This window comes from Streptomyces sp. 13-12-16, assembly GCF_002114215.1.
Classification (GTDB): Bacteria; Actinomycetota; Actinomycetes; order Streptomycetales; family Streptomycetaceae; genus Streptomyces.
The window spans coordinates 1-25628 of record NZ_NCTE01000286.1 but is presented as its reverse complement, the minus strand read 5'-3'; the positions used below and the strand labels follow the sequence as shown (position 1 = coordinate 25628).

Annotated in this window: 27 protein-coding genes and 2 pseudogenes; 12 read left to right on the top strand and 17 right to left on the bottom strand. The window is 67.1% G+C overall.

Translation table 11 applies throughout. From position 1 onward, the window contains the following. Positions 1-236: 236 nt before the first annotated feature. The 10 genes from B7767_RS12610 to B7767_RS12570 all read right to left on the bottom strand — a co-directional run bounded on the left by B7767_RS12610 (position 237) and on the right by B7767_RS12570 (position 7290). Positions 237-1499 (bottom strand): site-specific integrase, encoded by a 1263-nt coding sequence (locus B7767_RS12610; protein WP_085572276.1) that lies wholly within the window; start codon positions 1497-1499, stop codon positions 237-239. Beyond that, positions 1499-1645, bottom strand: coding sequence for an AlpA family transcriptional regulator (locus tag B7767_RS12605; protein WP_256923422.1), 147 nt, complete (start codon positions 1643-1645; stop codon positions 1499-1501). Before B7767_RS12605 ends, B7767_RS12610 begins: the two co-directional genes overlap by 1 nt. 52 nt (positions 1646-1697) lie before the next feature. Then, positions 1698-3104: a replication initiator protein RepSA gene (gene repSA / locus B7767_RS12600; protein WP_085572274.1), complete on the bottom strand. Its 1407-nt coding sequence runs from the start codon at positions 3102-3104 to the stop codon at positions 1698-1700. A 90-nt stretch (positions 3105-3194) separates the two neighbouring features. After that, complete coding sequence (locus B7767_RS12595; RefSeq protein WP_085572273.1) at positions 3195-3515, bottom strand: SpdD-like protein; 321 nt, start codon at positions 3513-3515, stop codon at positions 3195-3197. Positions 3516-3527: 12 nt separating this feature from the next. Then, positions 3528-3683 (bottom strand): hypothetical protein, encoded by a 156-nt coding sequence (locus B7767_RS44580; protein WP_107486038.1) that lies wholly within the window; start codon positions 3681-3683, stop codon positions 3528-3530. 12 nt (positions 3684-3695) lie between these two features. Then, on the bottom strand, positions 3696-3887 hold the full coding sequence (locus tag B7767_RS12590) for a mobile element transfer protein (protein ID WP_085572272.1): 192 nt from the start codon (positions 3885-3887) through the stop codon (positions 3696-3698). Positions 3888-3908: 21 nt separating this feature from the next. Continuing rightward, on the bottom strand, positions 3909-4574 hold the full coding sequence (locus B7767_RS12585; RefSeq protein WP_085572271.1) for a DUF2637 domain-containing protein: 666 nt from the start codon (positions 4572-4574) through the stop codon (positions 3909-3911). Between the two features lie 81 nt (positions 4575-4655). Further along, the gene (locus B7767_RS12580) at positions 4656-6011 is read right to left on the bottom strand and encodes an FtsK/SpoIIIE domain-containing protein (RefSeq protein ID WP_085572270.1); all 1356 of its coding nucleotides are present in this window, start codon (positions 6009-6011) and stop codon (positions 4656-4658) included. Between the two features lie 3 nt (positions 6012-6014). Next, positions 6015-6371 carry a hypothetical protein gene (locus tag B7767_RS12575; protein WP_085572269.1) on the bottom strand — a complete coding sequence of 119 codons (357 nt, stop codon included), beginning with the start codon at positions 6369-6371 and terminating at the stop codon, positions 6015-6017. A 139-nt stretch (positions 6372-6510) separates the two neighbouring features. Continuing rightward, a complete protein-coding gene (locus tag B7767_RS12570) occupies positions 6511-7290 on the bottom strand; it encodes a GntR family transcriptional regulator (protein ID WP_085572268.1) in 780 nt (259 codons plus the stop codon). Between the two features lie 18 nt (positions 7291-7308). Here B7767_RS12570 and B7767_RS12565 point away from each other — a divergent pair, with 18 nt between their 5' ends. Together B7767_RS12565 and B7767_RS12560 are read left to right on the top strand one after the other, a co-directional pair. Beyond that, on the top strand, positions 7309-7773 hold the full coding sequence (locus B7767_RS12565) for an NUDIX hydrolase (RefSeq protein WP_085572267.1): 465 nt from the start codon (positions 7309-7311) through the stop codon (positions 7771-7773). 353 nt (positions 7774-8126) lie between these two features. Next, complete coding sequence (locus tag B7767_RS12560) at positions 8127-8627, top strand: hypothetical protein (protein ID WP_085572280.1); 501 nt, start codon at positions 8127-8129, stop codon at positions 8625-8627. Here B7767_RS12560 and B7767_RS12555 read toward each other — a convergent pair. Further along, positions 8575-9276: an IS5 family transposase gene (locus B7767_RS12555; RefSeq protein WP_085572266.1), complete on the bottom strand. Its 702-nt coding sequence runs from the start codon at positions 9274-9276 to the stop codon at positions 8575-8577. The two genes, B7767_RS12560 and B7767_RS12555, sit on opposite strands and share 53 nt — an antisense overlap. A gap of 113 nt (positions 9277-9389) precedes the next feature. On the opposite strand from B7767_RS12555, the gene B7767_RS12550 reads away from it, so the two are divergent. From B7767_RS12550 to B7767_RS12515, 5 genes are all read left to right on the top strand, one after another. Then, positions 9390-11006 carry an IS4 family transposase gene (locus B7767_RS12550; RefSeq protein WP_256923421.1) on the top strand — a complete coding sequence of 539 codons (1617 nt, stop codon included), beginning with the start codon at positions 9390-9392 and terminating at the stop codon, positions 11004-11006. Between the two features lie 2082 nt (positions 11007-13088). Then, a complete protein-coding gene (locus B7767_RS12535; RefSeq protein WP_256923420.1) occupies positions 13089-13718 on the top strand; it encodes a hypothetical protein in 630 nt (209 codons plus the stop codon). A 1433-nt stretch (positions 13719-15151) separates the two neighbouring features. Next, on the top strand, positions 15152-15553 hold the full coding sequence (locus B7767_RS12525) for a hypothetical protein (protein ID WP_085572263.1): 402 nt from the start codon (positions 15152-15154) through the stop codon (positions 15551-15553). A gap of 65 nt (positions 15554-15618) precedes the next feature. Next, a complete protein-coding gene (locus B7767_RS12520; RefSeq protein WP_143652383.1) occupies positions 15619-16077 on the top strand; it encodes a hypothetical protein in 459 nt (152 codons plus the stop codon). A 490-nt stretch (positions 16078-16567) separates the two neighbouring features. Beyond that, a complete protein-coding gene (locus tag B7767_RS12515; protein ID WP_143652381.1) occupies positions 16568-17230 on the top strand; it encodes a DUF4352 domain-containing protein in 663 nt (220 codons plus the stop codon). Between the two features lie 797 nt (positions 17231-18027). On the opposite strand, the gene B7767_RS12510 is transcribed toward B7767_RS12515, so the two are convergent. Further along, a complete protein-coding gene (locus B7767_RS12510) occupies positions 18028-18324 on the bottom strand; it encodes a hypothetical protein (RefSeq protein ID WP_085572260.1) in 297 nt (98 codons plus the stop codon). A 434-nt stretch (positions 18325-18758) separates the two neighbouring features. Here B7767_RS12510 and B7767_RS12505 point away from each other — a divergent pair, with 434 nt between their 5' ends. Then, on the top strand, positions 18759-19166 hold the full coding sequence (locus tag B7767_RS12505) for a hypothetical protein (RefSeq protein WP_179167128.1): 408 nt from the start codon (positions 18759-18761) through the stop codon (positions 19164-19166). Between the two features lie 300 nt (positions 19167-19466). Here B7767_RS12505 and B7767_RS12500 read toward each other — a convergent pair whose 3' ends face one another. The 4 genes and pseudogenes from B7767_RS12500 to B7767_RS12475 all read right to left on the bottom strand — a co-directional run bounded on the left by B7767_RS12500 (position 19467) and on the right by B7767_RS12475 (position 21524). After that, positions 19467-19772 (bottom strand): hypothetical protein, encoded by a 306-nt coding sequence (locus tag B7767_RS12500; protein WP_085572259.1) that lies wholly within the window; start codon positions 19770-19772, stop codon positions 19467-19469. Beyond that, positions 19769-20500 carry a GntR family transcriptional regulator gene (locus B7767_RS12495; RefSeq protein ID WP_085572258.1) on the bottom strand — a complete coding sequence of 244 codons (732 nt, stop codon included), beginning with the start codon at positions 20498-20500 and terminating at the stop codon, positions 19769-19771. Before B7767_RS12495 ends, B7767_RS12500 begins: the two co-directional genes overlap by 4 nt. Next, complete coding sequence (locus B7767_RS12490) at positions 20469-20738, bottom strand: hypothetical protein (protein ID WP_085572257.1); 270 nt, start codon at positions 20736-20738, stop codon at positions 20469-20471. The genes B7767_RS12495 and B7767_RS12490 overlap by 32 nt, the downstream gene beginning before the upstream one ends. Before the next feature lie 508 nt (positions 20739-21246). Continuing rightward, positions 21247-21524 (bottom strand): annotated as a pseudogene (locus B7767_RS12475) (hypothetical protein). A gap of 80 nt (positions 21525-21604) precedes the next feature. On the opposite strand from B7767_RS12475, the gene B7767_RS12470 reads away from it, so the two are divergent. Next, positions 21605-22360 (top strand): GntR family transcriptional regulator, encoded by a 756-nt coding sequence (locus B7767_RS12470; RefSeq protein WP_085572254.1) that lies wholly within the window; start codon positions 21605-21607, stop codon positions 22358-22360. A gap of 46 nt (positions 22361-22406) precedes the next feature. On the opposite strand, the gene B7767_RS12465 is transcribed toward B7767_RS12470, so the two are convergent. Beyond that, the gene (locus tag B7767_RS12465; protein WP_143652379.1) at positions 22407-22949 is read right to left on the bottom strand and encodes a DUF4262 domain-containing protein; all 543 of its coding nucleotides are present in this window, start codon (positions 22947-22949) and stop codon (positions 22407-22409) included. 234 nt (positions 22950-23183) lie between these two features. Between B7767_RS12465 and ettA the strand changes: the two genes are divergently transcribed. From ettA to B7767_RS12450, 3 genes and pseudogenes are all read left to right on the top strand, one after another. Further along, positions 23184-24848: an energy-dependent translational throttle protein EttA gene (ettA, locus tag B7767_RS12460; RefSeq protein ID WP_085572252.1), complete on the top strand. Its 1665-nt coding sequence runs from the start codon at positions 23184-23186 to the stop codon at positions 24846-24848. Positions 24849-24852: 4 nt separating this feature from the next. Then, positions 24853-25275: a thioesterase family protein gene (locus tag B7767_RS12455; RefSeq protein WP_085572251.1), complete on the top strand. Its 423-nt coding sequence runs from the start codon at positions 24853-24855 to the stop codon at positions 25273-25275. Continuing rightward, a pseudogene (locus B7767_RS12450) lies at positions 25272-25628 on the top strand (hypothetical protein); the annotation flags it as partial. The gene B7767_RS12455 and the pseudogene B7767_RS12450, both read left to right, overlap by 4 nt.

Below are 25628 nucleotides of genomic sequence, written 5' to 3'. Positions count from 1 at the left end.
CCCGCGGTTCCCCGCCGGGCCGCCCCCGGGATCCCCGCCGGCCCCGGTGGCGCGGCCCGGCCGTGCCACCCTCGCCGCGGTCGGCGCGGGGCCGCCCGTGAAGCCCCAGGTCGGAGGAGTCGGACGGTACGCGTTTCCGCGCAGGGGTGGCGGTACGGCAAGATGGGGTGTTACTTGCCGCGAGAGGGGATGAAAAGGCCCCTCACCAGCGGTTTCCTCGCCGATGAGGGGCCGTGTCAGGCGGCTTGGGCCGTCCCTGGGCCGTCGTGAGCGTGACCGGCGGCCCGGTACATCGCGGAGATGGCCTTCCGGGTTCGCGTCTCGCTGGACGGCATCAGGTGCGTGTAGACCCGAAGGGTGAACCCCGGGTCGCTGTGACCGAGGTACAGGCTCAGGGCCTTGATGTTCTCCCCGGCGTCCAGGAGGACCGAGGCGTAGAAGTGCCGGAGCGCGTGCATGCCGTGCTCGCGGGCAGCGGCGTAGCGCTTGCCCTTCTCGGGGGCCGGGATGATGCCGGCGGACGCGAGGGCGGGTTTCCATGCCTGGTCGTTGAAGCCCTGACTCCAGATGGCTGCGCCGATGCCACTGGTGAAGAGGAGCCGGTGCGTGACCTTGGGGCCGGTCGGGGTCAGCCAGGGCAAGGTCACGTCGACGGGCGGGAAGGCCGCCATGTGCTCGCGGAGTGCCGCCGACACCTCGGGGTCGAGGGGAACGTCCCGGAGTTTGCCGCGCTTCGGTGGAGCGAAGACCAGCGTGCCGCGCACCTTCTTGACCTGTTGCCGGACGTAGAGCCAGCCGAGGTCACCGATGTTGTCGACTGCCAGGCCGAAGACCTCACCCTGTCGCAGGCCGCACCCGGCGCCGAGGTCGACCATGGCCCGGTACCGCTCGGGTAGGCCGGTGCGCACGCCGAAGACCTGCTCAGCGGTCCACGGATGCACGCGTGACGGTGCGGGACGAGGTGCCTTGACCGATCGCGCCCGGCAGGGGTTCGAGGCCAGGAGACGGTCATCCACGGCCGCGTTGAGCACCGAGGAGACCGCATCGAAGATGAGACGCCGGTACTGGGCAGACGCCACGACGTCTTCGAGTCGGCGGTTCCAGTCGCGGATGTGCTCGGGCTGGAACGAACCGATCGGGCGCGTGCCGAGGTACGGCAAGGCGTGGAGGCGCAACCTGCCTTCGACGGCGGCCCGGCTCGTCAGATCGGTGGTGAGTGCGCCGAGCCAACGGTCCGCGTACTCGCGGAAGGTGACGCGGGCCGCCCTTGGGTCGATGTACTGCCCGCGCGCCATGTCGGCTTCGATGTTGGTCAGCCAGGCATCAGCCAAGCGCTTCTGCTTGTCCGGGAAGCTCTTGGACTTCTCGGTTCCGTCCGGGCCGACGTAGCGGGCCCGGTAGCGCATGCCGGAACCGTGGCGGTCGGTCTTGACCCTGCGATTCTTGCCGTCCGAGCCAACCTCAATCCGGTACCAGCGGTCTTGGATGTGCCCGGCCATCAGGCAGCCTCCCCTATCTGAGAGTCGACCCAGGCCCGCACGTCGGTCGGGTCGAAGCGGAGGTGCCGGCCGACGCGGAAACCGCGGGGACCAGTGCGCTTGCGACGCCACTGGTAGACCGTCTCGACGCTGGGCAGCTCGAACATCTCGACCAGGTCGTCAGGCGTGAGGAAGCGGTTCGGCAGTTCAGGGGGCACGTCACCACTCCCTTTCGTCGGTGAGTCGGGTGAGTCGGTCGCGGAGGGCCTCGCGGGCGGTCTCGCGGTTGAGGCGGATGTCCCGGGCGATGGTGGCGGCGAGGGCGGATTCACCGGGGGTGTGGCCGTGGCCGGCGTACTGCCAGTCCGTCAGGACGAGGACGGTGTCCGGCTCGCGGTCGTCCAGGCCGAGGGCCCCGGCGTCCTGTGCGGCGCGGTAGTCGGCGCGTGCCTGGCGCAGGGCACCGAGGGTGGTGGAGTAGTGGCGGGACTTCGAGGAGAAGTGCCCACGGAAGCCGAGCATGTGCGCCCAGGCCCACAGTCGCCGCTCCGGATACAGCGGGTCGAGGTCGCGGCAGGCGGTGATGAGGCGGCGGGTGTGGTCCGGGACGCCGTGACGGTCGAGTTCGGAGAGTTCCCCGATACGGCGGTCGAGGGTGCCGGTGTTCTCCGCCGCCTTGGTGGAGTACTTGGCGACGTACGAGGCGACGGCCTGTTCGGTGATGTCGGAGCCGTCCTCGAATGCCTTCACCGGCCGGACGTCGAGCTGTGTGCCCCAACGGAACGACCGAGCCGGCTGGTCCCCGGCGGCCGGGACGGAGACCGAGGTGTAGGAGTGCGCTGCAGCTGCACCGATCGCATCGGCGAGGACACCGACCGTGGCCCACGCGGGCGGCGGTGTTCCAGGACCTTCCGGTCCGTCGAGGCGGATCACCGCATGGAAGTGCAGGGCGCCCCGCTTCTGGAACTCGGCGACCTTGCCGTACGAGAGGCGGACGTGATCGGCGAGTTCCCGGCGGGGAAGGCCGCCGCGGGCGGCGAGTTCGCGGCGGAGCCGGGTGGTGAAGCGCTGCCAGAGCTGCCCGGCGTGGTTGTTGAACAGCACCGCACCCGCATAGTCGTACGTCGCCGGGTCGAGGGCGGTGCCCAGCTCCGGGGCGTCCGAGGCGTGGCGGATGCCGCAGCGGCAGACGCCGTGATCGGGCCGGTTGTGGACCCGGCCAAACGAGGGCGCGGTAAGGGTGGCGAACACGCGCGGGTGGTCGCGGACGGTGGCGGGGATGTCGCGGCGGTCGTCACCGGCGAGGCCGCCGCGGATGAGGTGGTACGTGTCCCCCGCGTAAGTCCAGGCGCAGGCCGGGCAGCGGGAGGCACGGCGGTTGCCGCAAGCAAGACGGAGGCGTCCACCGGGCTCGTCGGCAGTGGTGTAGTGGTGCAGGGTTTCGCCGGTGGTCTTGTCCTTGTGGAGGGTCCAGCCGGTCAGGTGGATGGGGTCGGAGCAGCCGCCGGTACGGCGGATCTGGTCCTCCCATCGGGCGTAGTCGTCGGCCGAGGCCACCCTTAGCAGATCGCCGAGGATGACCGGGTCGAGCAGAGGTTCAGGCGCGGACGGGGCGCGATGCGCCATGCTGGGTGCTTCCTTCCGGTTGCGAGATCGGAGAGGGGACGGCTCCCGGGCGGCGGATGCTTGGCGGTATCGAGGCCGCCCGGGGGCCGGTCAGCGACGCTTGGCGTCGGCGTTGACGAGCGAGCGGATCACCAGGGCGCAGACGGCGACCGAGGCGCCCGTGATGGCGACCGCGAGGAGCATGGAGACCAGGACGGCGCCGACGACCAGGACGACGGCCGTGCCGCCGCCGACGAGGGCGAGCGCGGTGCCGGGGGTGAGCTGGACCGTGGGCCGGGACGGAACCGGGACCGGGGCGACGGGGGCCGGCGGGGTCGAGGTTCCCGGGATGATCGTGGTCGGCTCGACGACGTCAGGCGGGGTGACCTGGCCAGTGGGCTGGGGCATGGTCGGGAGCTTGGGCCGGAACATGAGCGGATCTCCTTACTTGACGGCGCTGTCGATGACGGGGGCAAGCACGCTGTCGGCGAGGAGAAAGCCGCCGAGGAGAAGCACGGCGATCAGCCACCCGGGCGGGCGGACGAGCTTGATGCCGAGCCAGCCGACGACGATCAGGGCGAGCCAGAGCGGGACGTCCATGGCGGTGGCCTCCTAGCGGACGCGGCAGCGGTGGGTGCGGGCGGCGAGCTGGGCGGCGGACTGGCTGGAGTAGTCGGCGGACCAGCCGCAGCCGTCCGAGCTGCACACGGCGGCGTGTTTGGTGGTGCCGTTGCGGTCGCGGCGGGTGCCGATCTGCACCGGGCCGATCCGCATCACGGAGTGGAAGAAGTCGCGGGCGGGCATGTCAGTCGGTCTCCGTTCGGGTCAGGTGAGTTGGGCGGCGATCGCGTCGGCCAGGTGCGGCGGGACGCCGAGGCGGGCGCGGAGGGTGTTGGCGTCGATGCGTGCGCCGGTCCGTTCTTCGTGGTCGGCGGCGACCTTGCGGGCGTGGTCGACCAGCGCGGCCGGGACGGCAACGGTCGGCGGCGCAGGAGCGGGGTGGACCGGCGGAAGGGTCGGGGCAACGTCGGCGGAGTCGACCGGAGCCGGTTTCGGCTCGACCGCGGGGGCCGGTTCGGGCTCCACCTCGGCCACGGGGTCCGGGGCCTGCGAAGCCGAGGTGTGCCCCGCCGACGTGTGAGCGAGGAGAGTGCCGCCCATGAAGGCGAGGGCAGGCCATGCGGTGACGAGGATGCGTAGCCAGGCCGGTACGTTGTCCAGGTCGAGGAGTCCGGCGGTGGCGACGTTTGCGCCGAGCGAGGCGACGAGGGCGATGAGGAACCAGCACCAGGCCAGCCGGGACGGCCCGTCGGTGCGCAGCCGTCGCCAGGCCGCGACGAGGAGCAGGTCTACGGAGACCGGGTAGGCCCAGGCCTTCCAGCCGTCCTGTCCAGCGGCGGCGGCGAGGTCGTGAAGATGGGCGAAGGACAGTGCCCCGGCGATGACGGCCTGAACAAGCACGGCGTCCACGCGGAGGGCGGAGCGGGTCATGACGCCTCCTCCTGTGATCGGGCATGGCGGGGGTAGGGGCCCGGCGCGAAGGGCAGTCGCGCCGACCGTGGGGGGTGGGGGTCAGGCGGTGGCGGGTGCTGTCTTGGACAGCGGCACACGGGCCGAGGGCAGCGCAGCGACCGAGGGCCGGAAGGCGGCCAGGGCCGGGAGATCCGGGGTGCGGTCGGCGTACTTGTTGCAGATGTTCACGGCGTTCCGCAGCGAGGTGTGCGGGGTACGGATGCGGTGCCAACCGTCGGTGGAGTCCCCGGCGATGGCGAGCCCGCGGGTCTCGGCGGGAATCTGGATCGCGGCCAGGACAGCATCCGGGGCGATGTCGCCGAAGGCCATGTTCGCCGAGGTTTCGTCGTTGACGCGGTGGGCGGTCCGGCCGGTGAGCTGAGCACGGAGCATCGTAATGCCCTTGCCGAGCTCGGAACCGAAGCGCTGCCCGCAGATCTCCAGATAGATGCCGGCCGCGCGACCGAGCTGAGCAAGGCGGACCAGGGCGGTGATGATCCGGTCCCGCCGCTTCTCCTCCTCCTTGCTCGCGAAGAGGGCGAGTTCGGCGACCTCGTCGACCAGGACCACGACCGGCACCGGCCGCAGGTCTTCGGGCAGGTCCCAGATGTCGGCGGCGATCTCCGCATCCGGCACAGCGACGCTGACACGCTGCTCGGCCCGGATGAGCTGATACACGTCCCCCATGTGGGAGACCAGCGCCTCCAGGAGCTCCAGCGCGGTGTCAGGGTTGTCGGCGAGCGCGGAGAACCGGCGCGCCAGCGGGAACAGCTCCACCCCTTGTTTGCAGTCGATGCCGACGAGGGCGACGTGCTGCGGGGCGAGGCCGGCGACGAGGTTGCGCTGATAGACGGACTTGCCGGACTCCGTCGCGCCGAGGGTCAGACCGTGCGGGACGGCACGGTAATCGCGGTAGTGGACCGAGCCGTCTTCCCGTAGCGCGACCGGGACCCGCATCGGGCGGGTTTCGGTCTTAGCAGGCATCTGCACCCGCTTGAGCACGTCGTAGCCGGTCATCCGGATCTCGACCACGCCCGAGCGCAGCTCACGGGAGGTGACGCCGTACCTGCCGAAGGAGTGGCGCAGCCGGTCCGAGGCGGCGGCGACGTCGAAGGCGTCCTGTCCGGGCCGGAGCTTGAGCCGCAGGACCATGCCGGTGCGGGTGGGCCGTACCCGCAGGATGCGGGGCGCACGGGACTCTGGCATCGGGCGGTTGGTCATCCGGGCCAGGGCGAGGCGCCAGCGGGAGGGCGGGACCGTCAGGCCGCAGGCGTCCATGACCGAGCCGTAGCGGACCAAAACCCGCAGGACGGCGAGGGTGACCCCGAAGGTCAGCCAGTACCAGGCGGGACGCCGCCACCGCAGGAGACCCGCAGCGGCGACGACCACCAGCAGTAAGACCGTGGGCCACGTCATGGCTCAGGCCGCCTTCGAGGCCGAGTCGATGTCGACCAGCGAGGTGACGGCGACCGCGCGGAAGGCGATCCCGTGCCGCTTCTGGCCGTTGAACTCGTTCTCCCACGGCCGCGCGACCAGGCCGGTGAGCGCCACTGGGGTACCCATGGCCAGCTCACCGGAGAAACCGGTCTCCGGCACGGTGATGGACAGGATCTCCACCTCGTCGTTGGCCGCGAACATCACGTCGACCGTCATCAGCTTGACGCCGGTCTCCATGTCGGTGGCGATCTCACCGGTACGGCGGTCACGGACCTTGGGCTGCGGGGCCTTGGCGACCATCACGGTGGCACCGGACGTCTCCACGGGAATCTGACGCACAGCAGATCACTCCTCTATAGATGTTGAACTTTGCCACTCATGTACATGAGTGACGAGAAGAAGAGTGCCTGACTCCTGTACATGAGTCAACCCGCCGCGGCTGCGAAGTCACGACGGGTTGCGGTGAGTTGAGCGGGCGTCAGTCGGCGGCAGGGATCCGGTACTCGAAAACGAACTGGTCAGCGGCCATGAGCGTGTCGCAGACCTCAACCACAGGACCGGCCGTCGTGCGAGCCTCACGGATCAGGTGAACCACCGGCGCGCCGGGACTGAGCGCCAGCTCGGACGCCTCCACCTTCGAGGCCGGCCGGGCTTGCAGCGTCTCGACGAACTCGGCGAACTCGTGCCCGTGGTCTTCAAGTCGGGCGTAGATGCCACCGCCGCCGGGGTTCTCGGCGAACAGTTCCGGGATCTCCTTCACGACGTCCCACGGGAGGTACGAGGTGGCGGTCTCGACCGGGGTGCCGTTGCGGAAGTAGAGACGCCGGCGCGCGAGCACCTGAGTGCCGGCGGGAACGCCGAGCCGCCGGGCAGCATCCTCGGGAGCTTCCATGGGCCCGATGTAGAGGACGCTCACCTTCGCCGTGGCACCGGACTGCGCCGACTCCGCAAGATACGCAGCCTTGCCACCCTGCCGATGGGAGCGCCGGAAGCGATCCGAGGACCGGTGCCGCACCGGCGGCCGGTCCTTCACGATCGATCCCTTGCCGTGCCGAGTCTCGACGAGCCCGCTCGCCCGCACCTCGACCATGGCCTTACGGATCGTGCCGCCGGACACGCCATAGCGCTCCACCAGCTCCGATTCACTCGGCACCATGTCACCGGGCTTGAGCACACCGGCCCGGATCTGCCGCACGATCTCATCGGCGATCTGCACGTACCGAGGCCCCGACCTGCCCCCCTCTACCGCAGTTCCCATAGCCGCTCTCCGCCTCCTATGCTCCTGTACATGAGTCAATCACAGGAAGCAACGCCCTCACCCCTGCACTCCGTATCCGTCGCCGGAGTAGTGGTGCGCGAGGACGGGCGCCTCCTGGCGATCCGCCGAGCCGACAACGGCACATGGGAACTTCCCGGCGGCGTACTCGAACTCGACGAAACCCCCGAGGCCGGCGTAGCCCGCGAGGTCCTGGAGGAGACCGGCATCCACGTCGAGGTGGACGAACTCACCGGCGTCTACAAGAACACGACCCGCGGCATCGTCGCCCTGGTCTTCCGCTGCATGCCCTCCGGCGGCACCGAACGCACGTCGAGCGAGTCCACAGCCGTCTCCTGGCTCACACCTGACGAGGTCAGCGAACGCATGGCTGAGGTCTACGCGATCAGACTCCTGGACGCCTTGGACGGCAACGGCCCCCACGTACGAAGCCACGACGGCAAGCAGCTCATCCCAGCGGGATAAGACTTTCCCTACTTCATCAAGCAGCTCATCCCAGCGGGATAAGACTTTCCCTACTTCATCAAGCACCCGTCGTCGCTTCGCTCCTCCGGGCGGGAGCGGGCGGCCGGCGGCGCCCGCGCTCATGTCTCCGCCCCGCTCGGCACCGCCGGCCGCCCGCTCCCGCCCAAGAGATAGGCACACGGGCATGAGGTCAGAACACGTCGTGGCTGGGGCGGTCGGCTCCACGGCTTTAGAGGCCGTTCTCTTTCCGAATCTCGTGTGATGTCTTCGCTGGTCAGGCATGAAGCAGCCGCTGTCGCGGGAGCCTTGGCTCGGTGTTGGACGAGATGTCGTGGAGGTGGCGGATGCCGTCGATGCGGGCGGTTCTGGAGGAGCGGCAGAAGGTCGCAGCAGTGCGGGTGCAGGAGCTCGAGGCCGAGCTGGAACAAGTGCGGGCGGCTCTGGCGGCCGCGGAAGAAGTGCACCGCCACCGAGTGATCGGTCTGGAGCAGTATCTGGAGGCGCTGGCCGAGGGGGGTGCGCCCGTCGAGAGGGCAGTCGAGGTGGCGCAGAAGAAGCCGGTCGGGCCGCGTCGGGCGGTGCCTCACCGGCGACAGGCGAGTGAGGTGGCGGAGTTGTCGCCGGATTATCAGGCGTTGATGGCCGCTGCGGTCGATGCGGGTGGCGACGGGCTGGGTGCCCGGCGGGCGGCGGTGGTGCTGGGCTGGGACAGTGCGTCCGCCTCCCGCGTCGAAGGTGCCAGGGCCCGGCTGAAGCGGCTGGTCGAACGGGGCTGGCTGGTCGAGGGGAAGCCGGGCAGGTTCACGCTGCCCGAGCCGCCTCTTGGTGCCGGGCGGCCAGGCGGCGGCTCATGAGCATGGTCATCGACCACAGGATGACCGCTTCGCTGATGTCGGTGCGGCGTTCGTAGTCGCGGACCAGGCGCCGGCTACGCAGGCACCAGGCGAACGATCTTTCCACGACCCAGCGGCGGGGCAGTACCTGGAAGCCGCGCATGTCGTCGCTGCGGCGGACGATGTCCAGGCCGACCCCGAGCTGTGTGGCACTCCAGTCGACGAGGTGGCCGGTGTATCCGCCGTCGGCCCAGATTCGTGCCAGCCGCCCGAAGCGGTCCCGGGCCGCGGGCAGCAGGAGGCGGGCGGCGTCCCGGTCGGTGGTCGAGGCCGGGGTGACCAGCACGGCCAGCAGCAGCCCGAGCGTGTCGGTGAGCAGGTGCCGCTTGCGTCCGTTGATCTTCTTGCCGGCGTCGAAGCCCCGCGAGGTGCGGGCGACGGTGGTGTCCGCCTTCACCGACTGCGAATCGATGACCGCCGCACTCGGCTCCGCACCGCGGCCCTCGGCCTCGCGGACGGCCTCGCGCAACCGGTCGTGCAGCTCGGCCACCAGCCCCACGTCCCGCCAGCGGGCGAAGAAGGCATACACCCGCGGCCAGGGCGGGAAGTCGCAGGGCATCGCCCGCCACTTGATGCCGTTGTCGACGAGGTAGCGGATCGCGTCGATCATCCAATGCCGCGAAGTTAAGGCCCCGATGGCAATGTCAAGGGGTTCGTGAGATGTGGCAGGGCCTCTGCTATCCAGGGGATCGACCAAGATCTTCCTGAGAGAGCAGAGGCCCTGTGGCCCAGTTTGTCACGGGCGGCACGCCTGACGTGTTCGCGCCCGGTCACATCGGCGAGTTAACCCAAGTCATCCCACCGGAGCTGGTGGATGCGGTGGTGGAGGAGACCGGAGCCCGCGAGAAACGATTGCGGAGTCTGCCATCCCGAGTCGGGGTCTACTTCGTCCTGGCTCTCGGCCTGTTCGAGCATTTGGGTGCCCAGCTGGTGTGGGACAAACTCGTAGCAGGGCTGAGCGGCAACGTGCCACGGCCGTCCGAGAAGGCACTTCGTGATCTGCGCCGGCGGGTGGGCATCGCCCCTCTGCAGCGGCTCTTCGACGTGCTGGCGGGCCCGCTGGCCCAGCCCTCCACCCCTGGAGTGCGCTACCGCCGTTGGCGCACGGTCGCATTCGACGGATGCGGAAGCCTGTCGGTCCCCGACCACGAGCGCAACAGGTCCTGGCTCGGCAGGACGGTACGACGCCATGGCCCGGCGGGATACCCCCGGCTGATGCTGATGACGCTGTGCGAGACAGGCACCCGCGGCCTGATCGCAGCAACCTTCGGCCCCGCCGTCAAAGCCGAGAGCGACTACGCCCGGGAACTGACCGGCCACCTCACCCCGGACATGCTCCTTCTGGCAGACCGCGCATTCGACGGCAACGAGCTCCTGGCCGCCATCACACGACAGGGCGCGCAGTTTCTGGTGCGTTGTACCAGTGCACGGCGCCCACCGGTGCTGGCCCTACTGCCTGACGGCTCGTACCTCACCCGCATCGGCAGCCTCTCGCTGCGAGTGATCGAGGCCGAGGTGCAAGCACGCACCGTCGACGGCGGCACTTTCGGTGACACCTACCGCCTGCTGACAACACTCACCGACCATCGCACAGACCCCGCCGCCCGCTTGATGCGCCTCTACCACGAACGCTGGGAGATCGAGACCGCCTACCTGGCACTGCGCCACACCCTCCTTCAAGGCCGGGTGCTGCGTTCGAAGGACCCGGCAGGTCTCTGCCAGGAAGTGTGGGGACTGCTCACCCTCTACCAGGCACTGCGCTCGATCATGGTGACCGCGGTGGAGACCGAACCTGGCTGTGACCCCGACCGGGCCGGCTTCACCGCCGCCCTGGAGGCAGCCCGCGACACCGTCGTCAGCCTCACCGGAATACTTCCAACAACCGGACCGTACAACTACTCCGACCTGGTCGGACACATCGGCACCCGCATCCTGCGCACGCTCCTTCCCAGACGCCGGATGCGGCTTTCCACCCGCATCGTCAAGAGCGGAATCTCCCGCTACCACACCTGGAATCGCGACGGACGCCCCCGCGACAGCACACCGATCAGCGCTATCGAGATCACCGTCCACCCGCCGGCCCTTCCCGGCACACAGGCCCCCAGCCAGACGACCTCCAGGCGTTGGGACCAGGTCTGCCGGATCCTGGCGGCGAATGCGAATCAAGCCATGCATACCCGAGACATCGCACGCCGCCTCGGCCTCACCACCACACCGTCCATCAAGAGCCTCACAGCACAACTCTGCTACTGGACCCGCAACAACCGACTCATCCGCACAGCCCCCTGCACCTACAAGATCCCGCTCGCCGAACCCTTGACAGCACCATCGGGGCCTTAACTTCGCGGCATTGGTCGATCATCTGCCGGTGGCAGTAGCCCTCCGGCCGCCCGCCCCGGCCCGCCAGCCATCCCGGCACCGGCAGCAGATCCCGCACGGCTGCCCACTCGGCATCGCTCATGTCCGAGCCGTACCGGGGCCGGCGCTCCGGCCGGTCGGCCGCGTTCCCGAACCTGTGGGCGAGGCAGTCACACCCAGGAGTGGACGGACTGGACCCGGCAACCGCGACCACGCAACACTTCGACAACAGGGCCTCTTGCTCCTCGCTGGACTCGACATCCGCGAGCTACCAAGAGGCCCTTCTTTCATGCCCGTGCACCCGACACCTCACCCGATCCAGCACCGTGTTCGAAGCCCGACCGACCACGCACACGGATAGAGAACAGCCAGTTAGGCAGCCACCATGGGGCGAGCCTCGAAAATCATGGCCCCAACGTCGTGCTTTAACGGGCAGGTCCACAGACTGCCCGACGCGCCGGAAGCTTACGGGGCCATGATCACTCGCCCCATGGCAGCTCCCGCCCAAAGCCGCTCCACCGACCTAGCGTTTCCGGCCAACTTCCGGATCAAGCGCCCTGACCAGGGGACGTAGCGAGTGCGTACCCAACGAGTACCCAACGTGTAGCCATAGCGCACCCAACGAGCTTCGGCATCCAAAGACTGCGGTAGCCGGAACTAGGTAGATGTGGAGTTAGCCGGAAGCAGGCAGATCGGATGCGCTGCTACGGTCCTCGCAGCAGGTCAAGCCCCAGCAACTCCAAGCGCTAGCCGACGCTGGCCAGTTGTGACCGCGAGCCTGCTAAAGTACCCACGCACGCACTGTAGGCATGCCAAAAGGACGTCTGCGACACCTCTGACCGCGCGCCGACGCCTCATGGCCTTATGAGGAGGAACCCCCTTGGAGAAGCCCAACCTCACCGATCCACCATTGCTATGCAATGGTTCACGGGTTACCCCGGACAGTACAGCGACGCGACTGCAGGACGCAACTAAGGTGCACCAGGCAGCGTTGCTGATCTCGGCTCTCGCCAGCTTGATTACAGCGCTAGCCGGCGTCGCAGTCTTGTTCCTGCGCTGATCCCTTGAGCGTGCCCCTGGCGTGCCAGATCGAGAGGCACGCCAGGGGCAGCCACGGGGAACACCGGTTACTGCTCTGCGAACGCGCAGGTCAGCGTTCACCCAGGTCGGGGCGGGTCCGCATACGCGATCTTCCAAGTTGGTGCTCTGCAGCGGCCCCGCCATGTATGACTCGGCGAGTAACACGCCACCCGCCTAGAAGAGGTTGGGCAGGGCAAGTACGAGCGCAAACGAGAGACAGACGCTGAGAATGAACCTCCGCGTTCTGAACGGACGTCGGCGGCCTTTGGCATCCACGAGCTGAGCGACCCAAGCCGCCAGGAGTACACCGAGCGACCCTAGTACGGCGTGCCCAAGATGCCCGCCTTGCAGCGCCCTGGAGAGGTAGAAGATGCCCGCCATCTGACAAACAGTTGCAAGCGCTACAGATGCGAGGACGATGCCAGCTCTCCGATCGGCTTCCTCCTCCTCTGGCGTAACGATCCTGACTGGTAAGTATCGAGGCATCGCTCTCCAACCCCGCCCAAGCAAAACAGCGTTGACGACCATCGAGCCTATCGAGGTTCACGCTGAAGAGCTCAGCGTGCGCTCAGGCGCGTCCAGCACTCGCCTTGCTTGCTGGCGGAAAGACGGCCACGATCCCGGCGCACGGCCGGCCAAACGGTCCGGCACGACTGGGTACTGGCACCACCGGGTAAGCACGGATCAAACTCCTAATGCGGTGGTCACACGGCAGCACCGCCGACGGCAGTGACGGCAGCGCTGACGGCAACGACGCCGGACGGCAGCGGCACTCAGCGAACCGTCGCGAGGCCAACGGAAGACGATTGGACCGCCCCACCAAGGCTTGCCCGCATCTTCTAAACGCCCGCTACGCTGAGCTAGCTTGCGCACGCCTGACCACTGCCTAGCATCGCGATCTAGCCATCCGTGGACCGAGGTTGGCCCGTGCTAACCGACAGCAGCAGCCGACGCGATGCGGGAGGCCCGAGCCCAGGTTAGGACGTGCGTTTGGTTGAAACCCTTCATCTGTGGAAGGCAGGGATTGTGGGCGGTGGTTGGGCGGGGTTGGCGGTTGCCGTCGTGGGCGTGGTGGGCACGCTAGGAGCGGCGCTGCTGACGCAGAACCGCGCGGACCGTACAAAACGTCTGGAATTGCAGGCTGCTGCGGAGCAGCGACGAGAAGAACGCCAGCACGCTGAAGCCCTGCTACAGGCGGAGCAGGCGCAAGCACGCCAGCGCGAGAGCCTTGAGCTGAGGCGCAGGTGTTACATCGACCTGAACACTGCTTCCCGTCAATTTCTGACGGCGATGACCAACTACCTGCATGCGCTGCGGCAAAACGTTGACGTTGACGCATCGCTGGCACAACTGGAGACCAGCCGATCGACCTATCGGGACAGTTATTCGGAAGCCCAGATGATTGCCCCGCGCCCGGTGCTACGAGCATCCAGCGTTGCCAAGACCCGGTTGAACACCGCATACGGAAAAATCAAGCAGCTCGGCCCATCTCTGTCCGGATGTGCGGCCGAGCTGCATGCTCTGGAAGACGAACTGCATCAAGAGGTCTGGCCATACGTGGGGGAGCAGAAAGTTGCCATGCGAGCCGACTTGGGAATCGAATCCGCCGATTAGTGCAATGCTGATCGACACCTTTGAGGCAGTCGAGTACGACCAGACGGGAGGGCTGTAGTGAGCGCAGTAGTACAACAGCGAAGTGCAGCAACCACCGCAACCGCAGGCGACCACCAAGGCCGTCAATGACCGACTGACCAGCCCTCCAGTCCGCAATGCCTCCGGCCGAAAGTTCGGGACGAAGAGGTCGCTCCGTTAGGGTGCGCCGCATGACCGACGATACCCCGGCCTGTCCTGAGTGCAGCCAGCCCTTGAAGTCCGGCGGTCTCGTGCTGACTAAACGAGGCGAAGACGGCCGGAGGACCTGCCGCTCTCTGTGGCGGTGTGCTGGCCGGCACACCTGGTGGCAGTGGGCGGACCGGCCGGCCGAACCGCTGGAGGTCTGCCCGGTTCCGGAGCTGTTCCGTTGACATCCAACGCTGACATCAACGAGCCCGGACGGCGGCACACAGCTGCGATCCTGGAAGGCCGCCGGACCAGCCAACGATGGCATCAGGGGCGGGCGTAGATCGAACTCCTAAAGCGGATGTCGCCCACCTCAACGTCTCGGCAGGAGCCATGCCCAGGACGAGCGGACTCAGCAGAGGGACCTTTGTCCGTCATGGGCAGGTGAGGCGGGTTACCGATCACGCTCCGCTGCCGTTTCAGTATGTGCCTCAGTACGTGAGCGGACCTGGGCCGAGTACGGCGGGCCGTAGCCACGAGGATGCAGCCCGCCGTACTCTTAAGTTGTCCTGGCGAAGAAGGCGTCTACCTAACGAACAGGACGTAGTAGCCCACGGTTACGACGATGGCAGTCGTCGTAATCAGGGACTTCAGGCGGGCGGTCCGGGACTCGTCGGCAATTGCGAACCGGACCGTCTGCCCAACCTGCGTGAACAATTCGCGCACCAGCACCTCCATTGATTGTTTAACTCCCGGGTGGAGCTTCTAACCTTCTCTGCAGCGAAACAAGAAAAGCCCGACTTCTAATCACTCCGGCACTAATACGCCATCGTCGCGAAAAGAAATCAGGCTTGCGATTTCATGATATGGATTTATAAATCTTCGAGCTCTGATTCATCCTCTGGCGGCATAGGACCACCCCCTTGATGCCACAGCTCAAGGTACGAGGAGATCGAGCAACAGAACTGTATCACAGCCCATGACCTGCAACTCTGCGTATCTGTAGGCGAGTTCGGCGCCCCGGGACACCCCGTCCCAGGGACTGTTCCCGATGGCTACACAAGCATCAGCCCGTGCCAGTTGCGTGCCAGATGCTGCGGGAATCCACGGGGAACACCGGGGAGACAGTCGACGGCCCATCAGGCGCCTATGACGCTCCGCCGCAGGTCAGCCCTGACAACGAGCTCTGAATAATCTGAGCTTCCCAAGCTGAGGTTCCCTCGTGAAGATGGGTCTTGCTGTCAGACCTGCGCTGTACGGTTCGCTCCATGGCTGAGAGACCGACGACGAACTGGCGCAGGGGCATAGCCAAGGAGGCCGCGGAGCTTTCCGCTGGCACCCTGGATCCCAACTGCGCGTGCATGGTCGAGCTGTTTCCCGAAGAGCTCCTGGTGGAGACTGATGCTGTCCTCGACGTGTTCGATGCCGAGGTGCCCACGCTCGCAGAGGGCGACGACACACGAATTTTCGCCGTAGTGGAGCGCGTCATTCTGGCCCTGAACGCCGTGAACGAGGCTCACGACGAGTGCGCCTTCGAAACCGATGAGCGCGAGCAGTTGTGCGCCTACATCGATGAGGCGCTCAGCGAGCAGGGAGTCGACGTCGCGGCCCTGACCGCCAGGCACGGGCTCGGCCGGCACGAGCTCACGGACCGGTGGCGGGACTGGTGAGCAACCCCTCGTCGTGAGAGATCAGGTCAACTGTGGCCAGCAAGTGGAGTGTCTACGATCGCGCGATGAGCTACGACATCTACTTCTTGAGCCGACGCGACGGGCAATCCTGGGATGAGGTCCTGGAGGCGATGGAAGACGCGGCCGAGCACAGCGAGCCGATCCCTGCTCGTCTCCTTGAAGCTTGGGAACGCATAGTCCCGCAGGCCCGGTTTCTGCTGGGCGAAGTGGACATCACTGAGTACGAACAGGAGTCCCGAGACCTCAGCCACTCGGGCACCGGCATTGACCTGTCCGTCTTCGGTGACGAGGTGAGCATTACAGTGCCCTACTGGCATGCAGGGGAAGATGCCGCGGTCGTGCTCGGCAAGGTCTTTGCCCTGGCGGCCATCGTCGAGAAGGAAACGGGGCTGACTGCCTACGACCCCCAGACGGAACGTCCGCTGGCAGAGGTCCAACCGCAAGGTGCCATAGGGCTGATGTCAAGAACCACCGAAGATTTGCGCAGCCGCTACGGTGGTTGACCAATCGCCAACGGAGGCGTGGCGGAGGACGGTGGGGGTGCAGCGAGGCACACGCGCGCCTGATCGGTCGGCGTACCCGCCATCGTGGCTGACTGTCGTCGGCTGAGGTTCGTGCCACAACCGTGCCAGATGCAGGGGTCAGCCACGGTCAACACCGGTGCCCTGCGGTCGAGTAGTCGCCCGCTTCCTCGGCCGACGAAGTCGCAGCTCAGGCCCGAGATCACCCAGCCTCTCTCCTAAAGCGGGTGTCGCGCTTTGGCAAGGCCGACGTCGTCACGATCATCGGAACCGGCGCCGAGAGATCCGCCGACGAGCCATCGAAGTCAGCCAGTTCCACGCACCCACCAGCCGCGCGACTACAACAGCACCAAAGCGGCTGCATCCCGAAGTGGTCGCCATCCGCTTGCCGCCCCTGTGGCCCCAACTGCTGTCAGTGCAGCCGTTCACAGAGGATGATGCGTCTCACAACAGCACCGCCCCAGGGGGGATCATGAGTACCAACATCACGCCGCCGCCGATGCCAGCTCAGCCGCCGCAACCCGGCAAGAAGAGCCACACCAACGCCTACATTATCGGCGGCGCGGCCATCATTGCCGCCGCCGTCGTCGCCACAGGGATCGCCATCTCTGGCCGCATCGACGACACAGCAAAGCCACAGCCCACCGTCACCGTGACAGAAACCGTCGAGCCCGAGGCCACAGTCGAAGAGGACACCGCAGCAGTAACCGACCAGAACGCAGACGCCAAGGTCGGCGAGCAGGCCCGGAACGGCGGAGCCGTCGTCAAGGTCACCAAGGTGGCAGAGGCCGACACCATCGTGCTCGCCGGAGCCCGCAAATCCGCAGGCGCCGACGCCAAATACGTCGTCCTCAAGACCGTTGTCAGCAACGAGGGAAAGGCCAGCATGGACCTGACGTGCTCGCTGCCCATCGTCAATGCGCTCATCGACGACCAGGGCCGACGCTTCGACACGATCGAAGATCTTTACGACGTCGCCGGCAACCCAGAATGCAACGCGCAGTTGCAACCCGGCTTCGACGACGAGATGCAGTTCGTCTATCGCGTCCCAAAGGACGCGGTGGTCACAACATGGGAGTTCTCCGAGTACGACCTTGAGAACGAAGTGACCCCCACCCTCGTCAATCTGACCTGACCAGCCGCCATCGGCCCTCCACCCCTCAACCAGGAGTCGGGGGCCCGTCGTGCTGTCAGTACCTGCCAGTACAGGCGAGGCGAGCGTGGAGTACGCGTCGATTAGGTGGCCTCCTGCGCACTCATTCGTGTGAGCACCGCACCACAAGCGCATCAGATCGAGCAGGGAGCAGCGGGGAGTGGCGGTGAGAACGATCAAACCCGACGAAGGACGCGCCAACTGTATGCGCAGGTCAGCGCCCTAGGGAGCGCAGAGCGCCGCAGCTTCCCAAGCTGGCTCCGAGTGTGAGACTCCGTAGCTTCCACAAGCAGTCGCCCCTTGCCCGCGCAGGCTCTGCCAGACTCGCTTTATGGGGCGTTGTGCTGGGGTGACACGGCAGGGACGAGCGTGCGGAAACCCTGCCGGATGGAACGGCTACTGCCATCTGCACGGTGGTGGAGGCCGACGAAGCCGAAGCCCACGTGTCTCTACTCCTCCCCGACTTCCGCGCATGCCGGCGCGTCCGGAACCACAGCCGCAACGCAGGCGCAGAGGTTGGTTTTGGTGGCTGAGGTGGCTCTTCATGGGTTGGTTCGAGGCCCTGCGTAACGCGGTAAGCCGACGCTCATGACGGTGCTGGCTGGGCCGTCTCTGGGCCGTCCGAGGTCGCTCGACAGTGGCCAATGACGACCAACGACGACCACCAGGCGCACGAGCCCACTACCCCTGAGCAGGGAAAACCCAGCTCACCAAGATCCCCGGCAAGACCCAGGGCAAGAAGACGTAGCGCACTGAGCGGTTAGAGCGTGTCGTTTGACTCAGGCCGTGGGACGGCGGCGAGCGCGGACCCAGTAGAGACCCTTCACGGCGTAGACGGCGGCCATGAGCACGAAGCCGACGAAGGTGAGCCAGAACCAGGATTCCGCCACTGCGAGACTCAGCAGCAGGCCGCCGAAGAGCAGCAGGGAGCCGACGACGTCCACCAGGTCGAGGCGCGCCTTGGAACGCGTCGTTGAGTCGGATCCGCGCAGTCGGCGGATGACGGGAACGAGGCCGAGGGCCTGTAAGACGGCCAGACCGAGAGCGATCCAGACGAACCAACCGGGTATGTTCACGGCGCGTACGGTATCGCGCCCTTGGGCCCCTTGAGTGTCTAACTGCGTGACAATGCAGATGAACAACGGCGGACAAGCGCGGACGTCTGCGGACCATCAGAGCAGGTAGGAACCACAGCAACCCAAGGCTCCGTTCCGCCCCAAGTTGCTTCAGGACAAAGCAGTCCCTGCCCCAAGGCGCCCAGCGCATCCAGCCCGCAGGGGAAGAGCGGCCGGCGCAGTGCCCGGCCGCGGCCAATTGAGGGCTCCTGCGACACAGCTCCGACACACTGTGCTTTCCCGTACCGCAACGGACTGGCTCCCGCGCAGGTCAGATGGGATACGCGGCTCGATCAGCACAATCACTCCGGAGCCATGTGTGATCCAAGCCGCTCCGTTGGGTCGGCCTGTTCGGCATACTCAGGTGTCTGGATCGCGAGCGCAGGGGGTGGGCGATGTACGGCCGGAGCGACGAGGCATGGGATCAGTTGGTCAATGCCGGCTTGAAGTTCCTCGTTGAGCGGGCACAACTCCGTAAGGTCACGACCTACACGGAGATGACCTCTGTACTGGCCCGGCGGACTGGACTGCCTAGCTTCGACTTCGAGCAAGCGGACGAGCGGGCAGCGATGGGCCACCTGCTTGGACTGATAGTGGAACGGGACTACCCAGAGAGCGGGCTCATGATCTCCGCCTTGGTCCACTACCTCGGGGCAAACGATGCTGGACCTGGTTTCTACACACTCGCGCAGCAGCTCGGTCTGCTTCCAAAGGGTTCCTCCGCAACGGTGAAGCTCGAATTCTGGATTGGGCAGGTCAACTCGCTTCACGAGCGCCATGCCCCTTCGCAGCTGCCTGGATGATGCGTTCTGTCATGGAATTGGGCTCTGGGGCGAGCCGGTCAAGGAGGAAGCTGGAGCCGTCACAGGAGGACCCCCGACCTTCAATGGCATCCCGTCCCATGACATCCACAGGTGACATCAACAGCCATGGATGGCGGCAGTCGACAGAAGCTTGACGCGGCATGGTCAGCTGGCGGGTGCCAGGCGTGATGGGGGTACCGACCGAACTCCTAATGCGGTGGTCACACGGCAGCACCGCCGACGGCAGAAGCCCACGGCATCTGAACTGGTCAGAGCCGTGGGCTTCGCCAATCCCACTGGTCAGCGGAGCCTGTGATCAGTAGACCGGCTGTCCAGGCGGTGACCCCGGCTGGTTGCCACGCGGAGCGTGTCCCTCAGGGCTCCGGTCAGGCTCTTCGCCAGAAGCCGCATGTCGTCCGGGGCCGTATCGGTGGTGAGCATGTCGACCGCCTGGTCCAGTAGTTCGGTTGCCGTGCCGAGTTGTACTGACTCGATGTTGTCGGCCAGGCGGGACATGTAGCCGCCACTGTCATCAGTGCTGAGGAAGCACGGTTTGCCGTCGGGCCCCGTCCAGGGGAGGAGCCGCAATTCGTTTAATGTCGTCATGCTTTTATCGGCCTCTCGTCGATCACGTAGTGAGTGGTGAACACCGCGTCGGCGCGGTCTCCTGGCAGCACCAGGAGGGCCGCCTCGACCACGCGTCCAGCGGTGTCGGCCGTCTGGCGTGTGACGGCGAGCACTGCCAAGGCAGAGCTGATCCGAAGGGTGGATGCCTCCTCCGGTGTCGGGAGGCGAACGCTGATCTCCTCCCGGACCTCAGCCGGCGGCGGGCGGAGTTCCATCAGTCGCGTGACCACCGCCTCGTACGGGAGCGAATCCCGGAGCCCGGCGGCCGGCGCCAGGTCGCAAGGGACGTAAATGTGAGCCAGGCTGTGAGGTCTCTCGTCCTCATGGGCGAGACAGAGGATCTCGGTCAGAGGGCTGCCGGTCGGCATCTTCAGCAGGGACGCGAGATGCCCGCGGGCCTGCACCCTGGTGGTGTGGACGGTGACGCTCAGGGGTGCAAGATCCATGCTGTGCGCGTCCGGAGTTCGCCTCCCGCCGACGTACGTGATCCTGTGGAGCGGACGGCGGACGAAGTTCCCCTTGCCGTGAGTCTTCTCGACGAGGCCTTCCGCCTGGAGTACGGCGAGGGCATTCCGCAGCGTCGGTGTGCTGACCATGTACTGCGCGGCCAGATGTGCCTCAGAGGGCAGGCGGTCGCCAGGCTTGAGCTGACCGGTGACGATCCGGTCCCGGAGGTCATCGGCGATGGCGTTGCGTCGCGAGGGCACGGGTGGGATCACCGCCTCTCACTCGTACGAGCCGCAGGGCGATGAGCCGGGTCCTCGTGTGGATGGTCAGCAGCTCGCCCGAGTCGAACACGAGTCGTTTGGCCCCGCCGGGCAGTTGAAAGAGGTCGGTCACCCGGCACTGCTGGCCCCCGACCTGGATGACGTCGCCGAGCTGCACACTGGCCGAGGTGATCTCGACGGGGGAGAGCACCGCGCCGCTGAGTGCCGACCCCCTCACCGTGCCGCCTCTGTCGGTACTGGGCGCTCGGCGATGGTGTGGCACGAGCAGTCGCAGGCTTCGTAGATCACCGGCACGTCAACCGGTGCAGTGACCGGGGACGACTCCGCGCAGGCGTGGTGTGTGCCGATGCGACAGGAGGCCGACCGGTAGAAGGCGGGCCCGGATTGGGGGCTGTGGGGTTGTTGGCGGGACGACATCAGCGGTCACCCGCCGAGGCGTACCAAGGACCGGTGAAGGGAGCGCAGCTCACGGCCGCCGAGCGGTGCCGTGCTCGCGCCTCACTGGCCAGTACGTACGGGCGGACGAGCGCCGTTTCCTCACCCACGAGACCGTCCGTGTGCTCACGGTGCCGGCGTAGGAACAGCACTGCGCCGTAAGCGACTTCCGGGGACACAACCACCGGCCGCGCAGGCGTTTCGGAGCGGCGGTGCCGGCCCTTGGGAAGGTACCGCGCTCTGAAGCGCGAGGCGGTACGGCGGATACGATCGAGCACGGTGTTCAGCCCCTATCGCTGATGACCCGGTCCCCCGACATCGCCCGTCGCGGGGACCGTTTGCGTACGACCGCCCAGAGGGTGCGGTCGTTCGAACTGGTGGCGAGGAGGCCGAAGCGGTCGGCATCGGCCACCGCTTCGAGGACCTCCCGCCATGACTCCGCGGAGAGTGGTTCCGGCACCTCCGCCTCGATGGCCGTGCAGTCGCCGCGCTCCTCCACGCGCGTGGCGAGCCCGACGGCCGATAACCGGGCTGCGATGGCCTCCGCGCGCACTGTGGAAGCAGGCACAGGGCAGCCCTCCGGTTAGCGACGATCACTTTGAGTGAAGCTAGTTAACTAGATTAGAGCTGGTGGACTAGATTTTCCATATGCCTGAGCAACCGCCCTATCTCCGCATCGCCGACGAGCTTCGGCGACGGATCGCGGAGCACGAGTGGGAGCCGGGGGACCGGCTGCCCTCCCGCGCCCAGATCGGCCAGGAGTACGGCGTCGGCGACAACGTGGTGCGCCGGGCACAGGAGTTGCTGATCTCCCAAGGCGTGCTCGAAGGCCGCGCCGGTTCCGGCACCTACGTCGCCGAGCCCCGGCAACGCGTACGGGTGGTCCGGTCATCGGCGCGTGAGCAGCCCAGCGGCTCGCCGTTCCGCGCGGACATGAAGGCCGTAGGCAGGCAAGGGGACTGGGAGAGCCGGACCGAGGCCAAGGTTCCGGCGCCGGCGGAGGTCGCGGCGCGTCTCGGTATCGCCGAAGGCGATCTGTGCGTGCGGACCGCGTACGAGTTCCTCGCCGACGGCAGGCCGGTGCAGTTGTCGACGAGCTGGGAGCCGTACGACCTCACCGCCGGCACTCTCGTCGTCCTCCCCGAGGGCGGGCCGCACGCCGGGGCAGGGGTCGTGAACCGCATGGCGGAGATCGGCATCACCGTCAGCCACGCCGTGGAACAGCCGGAGCCGAGGCAGGCGACCGCGGAGGAGGCTTCACTCCTTGGCATCCAGAAGGGCTCACTCGTCACACACATCCGGCGGACCTACTACAGCGACCAGGGACGGCCCGTGGAGACCGCGGACATCGTGGTGCCCGCCGCGCTCTGCGAGATCGTCTACGAGATTCCGATCAGTCGCTAGCCGCGTAGTGGAGTAGTGGGCTCAGGGCAGGAGTCGGGACGGGATCTCAGTCGAGGGCGGTCCAGGGGCCGCTGGTTCCGTCCTTCGAGCTCCACAGCTGGGGCTGACTCGCGCGGCAGTACTCCTGCGCCCGGTCGTCCCAGGGGAACCGGCCCTCCTTGTCCGGCCAGAACAGTTGCATGATCGGGAACGGAGGCGCCTGGTAGAAGTCGATCCCGGCACCGAAGAAGCTTCGGTACCAGCTCGGGTGCACCGGCCGGACAGCCACCGAGTAGCCGTTCAGGATGTCGTCACGACGCTGGTCGGATTCCAGAGGGTGACCGTTGCGGATCTCCCGCCCCGCGACGTTGAGGACGGACATCATCGTCTCGACCCGCAGGCCGAAGATGCAGACCTCTGGGCTGCGCAAGGTGTGCCACAGGCCGATCGAGTAGGCCCAGTCCGCCGGTGCCTCGTCCCCGGCTCCGACACCCATCACGTGCCAGCCGTGGTCGGTCACATTCGCGGCTATGTGACCGTCGCGTTCGTCCAAGGCCGGGGCGTCCGTAAGGGGCGCGCACAGGAGGCAGAAGCAGGGAGAGTCATTCACCCGGGGAAGGTTACGGCGTCCTGATCATGGCTCGTGCCGGGCCGTCCCTGGGCCGTGCGAGGGTGCCCGAGGCCGACCGGTGGCGACCGACAGTGACAGGCGAGGCTCAGGCGTCATCCGGGAAAGGCCAGGTCAGAGGCCCCGTACGGAACGGGTTTCCCCCCAGGGGTGGCGGTCGGGCAAGATGGGGTGTATCTGCCCACTGCCTGATTTCAAGCTGCCGGACGGTTTCTCTTGGCTGAGTACATCTACACCATGCGCAAGGCGCGCAAAGCGCACGGCGACAAGGTGATCCTCGACGACGTCACCCTGAGCTTCCTGCCGGGGGCGAAGATCGGTGTCGTCGGGCCGAACGGCGCCGGTAAGTCGACGGTTCTGAAGATCATGGCGGGGCTGGAGCAGCCGTCGAACGGTGACGCCTTCCTCACTCCCGGTTACACCGTGGGCATCCTGCTCCAGGAGCCCCCGCTGAACGAGGACAAGACCGTCCTGGAGAACGTCCAGGAGGGTGTCGCCGAGGTCAAGGGCAAGCTCGACCGGTTCAACGAGATCGCCGAGCAGATGGCGACCGAGTACACCGACGAGCTCATGGACGAGATGGGCAAGCTCCAGGAGCAGCTCGACCACGCCAACGCCTGGGACCTCGACGCCCAGCTCGAGCAGGCCATGGACGCCCTGGGCTGCCCGCCCGGCGACTGGCCGGTCGCCAACCTCTCCGGTGGCGAGAAGCGCCGCGTGGCGCTGTGCAAGCTGCTGCTGGAGGCGCCCGACCTGCTGCTCCTCGACGAGCCCACCAACCACCTCGACGCCGAGTCGGTGAACTGGCTGGAGCAGCACCTCGCCAAGTACGAGGGCACCGTCGTGGCCGTCACCCACGACCGGTACTTCCTGGACAACGTCGCCGGGTGGATCTGCGAGGTCGACCGCGGCCGGCTGCACGGCTACGAGGGCAACTACTCCAAGTACCTGGAGACCAAGGCCACCCGCCTCAAGGTCGAGGGCCAGAAGGACGCCAAGCGCGCCAAGCGGCTCAAGGAAGAGCTGGAGTGGGTGCGGTCCAACGCCAAGGGCCGCCAGGCCAAGTCCAAGGCGCGTCTGGCCCGCTACGAGGAGATGGCCGCCGAGGCCGACAAGATGCGGAAGCTGGACTTCGAGGAGATCCAGATCCCGCCGGGCCCGCGCCTGGGCAACGTGGTCGTCGAGGTCAACAACCTCACCAAGGGCTTCGGCGAGAAGCTCCTCATCGACGACCTGTCGTTCACGCTGCCGCGCAACGGCATCGTCGGCATCATCGGACCGAACGGCGCCGGCAAGACCACGCTGTTCAAGATGATCCAGGGGATCGAGGAGCCCGACTCCGGTTCCATCAAGGTCGGCGACACCGTCAAGATCTCCTACGTCGACCAGAGCCGCGAGAACATCGACCCGAAGAAGACCCTGTGGGCGGTCGTCTCCGACGAGCTCGACTACATCAACGTCGGCCAGGTCGAGATGCCGAGCCGCGCCTATGTCTCGGCCTTCGGCTTCAAGGGCCCGGACCAGCAGAAGCCGGCCGGGGTCCTCTCCGGCGGTGAGCGCAACCGCCTCAACCTCGCGCTCACCCTCAAGCAGGGCGGCAACCTGCTGCTCCTCGACGAGCCGACCAACGACCTCGACGTCGAGACGCTCTCCAGCCTGGAGAACGCCCTGCTCGAGTTCCCCGGGTGCGCCGTGGTCGTCTCCCACGACCGGTGGTTCCTGGACCGGGTCGCCACGCACATCCTCGCCTACGAGGGCGAGTCCAAGTGGTTCTGGTTCGAGGGCAACTTCGAGTCGTACGAGAAGAACAAGGTCGAGCGGCTCGGCCCGGACGCCGCGCGCCCGCACCGTGCCACCTACAAGAAGCTGACCCGGGGCTGATCTCTTGCGGCACATCTACCGCTGCCCGCTGCGCTGGGCGGACATGGACGCGTACGGCCACGTCAACAACGTGGTGTTCCTCCGCTACCTGGAGGAAGCCCGCATCGACTTCCTGTTCCGCCCGGAGAAGGACTTCAAGCAGGGGTCCGTGGTGGCGCGCCACGAGATCGACTACAAGCGGCAGCTCGTCCACCGGCACCACCCGGTCGACATCGAGCTGTGGGTCACGGAGATCAGGGCGGCGTCCTTCACCCTCACCTACGAGGTGAAGGACGACGACCTCGTCTACGTCCGCGCGTCGACGGTGATAGTGCCGTTCGACTTCGAGGCGCAGCGTCCGCGCCGTCTCACCGCGGAGGAGCGCGAGTTCCTCCGGGAGTACACGGACGACACCGCCGGTGAAGAGGAGGAGGCCGTCGCCGCATGACGGTGCTCCACCTCGCCGACGAGAGGGAGGCCGCGGACCTCGCGGCCTTCCTCTCCCGGCTGCTGCACTACGACCGTTCCGCCGCGGTGCGGCTGCAGGCGGCCGGCACGGCGCTCGCCGTCTTCGGCCGGCCGCCCTCCTTCGAGGTGCTCGCCGTCCGCGCCGTACGGCTCGCGAAGCCGTACGAGAACGGGCTCGACGTCACGCTGGACGTGACCGTGTCCGCCGGTGAGCTGCTGGAGTCGGTGGACGAGTCCGCCGCCACGGCCGGCGTGCCGGGTGCGGTGACCGGACCGCCGTGGGCCGGGGTGCTGCCGCCGCGCGGCGGCTGGCGGGCCGAGCCCGGACTGCCG

Bases quoted from the DNA above. Each gene is read 5' to 3' on its own strand.
- B7767_RS12610 (WP_085572276.1), bottom strand. From the start codon at position 1,499: ATGGCCGGGCACATCCAAGACCGCTGGTACCGGATTGAGGTTGGCTCG.
- B7767_RS12605 (WP_256923422.1), bottom strand. From the start codon at position 1,645: ATGTTCGAGCTGCCCAGCGTCGAGACGGTCTACCAGTGGCGTCGCAAG.
- repSA (WP_085572274.1), bottom strand. From the start codon at position 3,104: ATGGCGCATCGCGCCCCGTCCGCGCCTGAACCTCTGCTCGACCCGGTC.
- B7767_RS12595 (WP_085572273.1), bottom strand. From the start codon at position 3,515: ATGTTCCGGCCCAAGCTCCCGACCATGCCCCAGCCCACTGGCCAGGTC.
- B7767_RS44580 (WP_107486038.1), bottom strand. From the start codon at position 3,683: ATGGACGTCCCGCTCTGGCTCGCCCTGATCGTCGTCGGCTGGCTCGGC.
- B7767_RS12590 (WP_085572272.1), bottom strand. From the start codon at position 3,887: ATGCCCGCCCGCGACTTCTTCCACTCCGTGATGCGGATCGGCCCGGTG.
- B7767_RS12585 (WP_085572271.1), bottom strand. From the start codon at position 4,574: ATGACCCGCTCCGCCCTCCGCGTGGACGCCGTGCTTGTTCAGGCCGTC.
- B7767_RS12580 (WP_085572270.1), bottom strand. From the start codon at position 6,011: ATGACGTGGCCCACGGTCTTACTGCTGGTGGTCGTCGCCGCTGCGGGT.
- B7767_RS12570 (WP_085572268.1), bottom strand. From the start codon at position 7,290: ATGGGAACTGCGGTAGAGGGGGGCAGGTCGGGGCCTCGGTACGTGCAG.
- B7767_RS12565 (WP_085572267.1), top strand. From the start codon at position 7,309: ATGCTCCTGTACATGAGTCAATCACAGGAAGCAACGCCCTCACCCCTG.
- B7767_RS12560 (WP_085572280.1), top strand. From the start codon at position 8,127: ATGCGGGCGGTTCTGGAGGAGCGGCAGAAGGTCGCAGCAGTGCGGGTG.
- B7767_RS12555 (WP_085572266.1), bottom strand. From the start codon at position 9,276: ATGATCGACGCGATCCGCTACCTCGTCGACAACGGCATCAAGTGGCGG.
- B7767_RS12525 (WP_085572263.1), top strand. From the start codon at position 15,152: ATGGCTGAGAGACCGACGACGAACTGGCGCAGGGGCATAGCCAAGGAG.
- B7767_RS12520 (WP_143652383.1), top strand. From the start codon at position 15,619: ATGAGCTACGACATCTACTTCTTGAGCCGACGCGACGGGCAATCCTGG.
- B7767_RS12515 (WP_143652381.1), top strand. From the start codon at position 16,568: ATGAGTACCAACATCACGCCGCCGCCGATGCCAGCTCAGCCGCCGCAA.
- B7767_RS12505 (WP_179167128.1), top strand. From the start codon at position 18,759: ATGTACGGCCGGAGCGACGAGGCATGGGATCAGTTGGTCAATGCCGGC.
- B7767_RS12500 (WP_085572259.1), bottom strand. From the start codon at position 19,772: ATGACGACATTAAACGAATTGCGGCTCCTCCCCTGGACGGGGCCCGAC.
- B7767_RS12470 (WP_085572254.1), top strand. From the start codon at position 21,605: ATGCCTGAGCAACCGCCCTATCTCCGCATCGCCGACGAGCTTCGGCGA.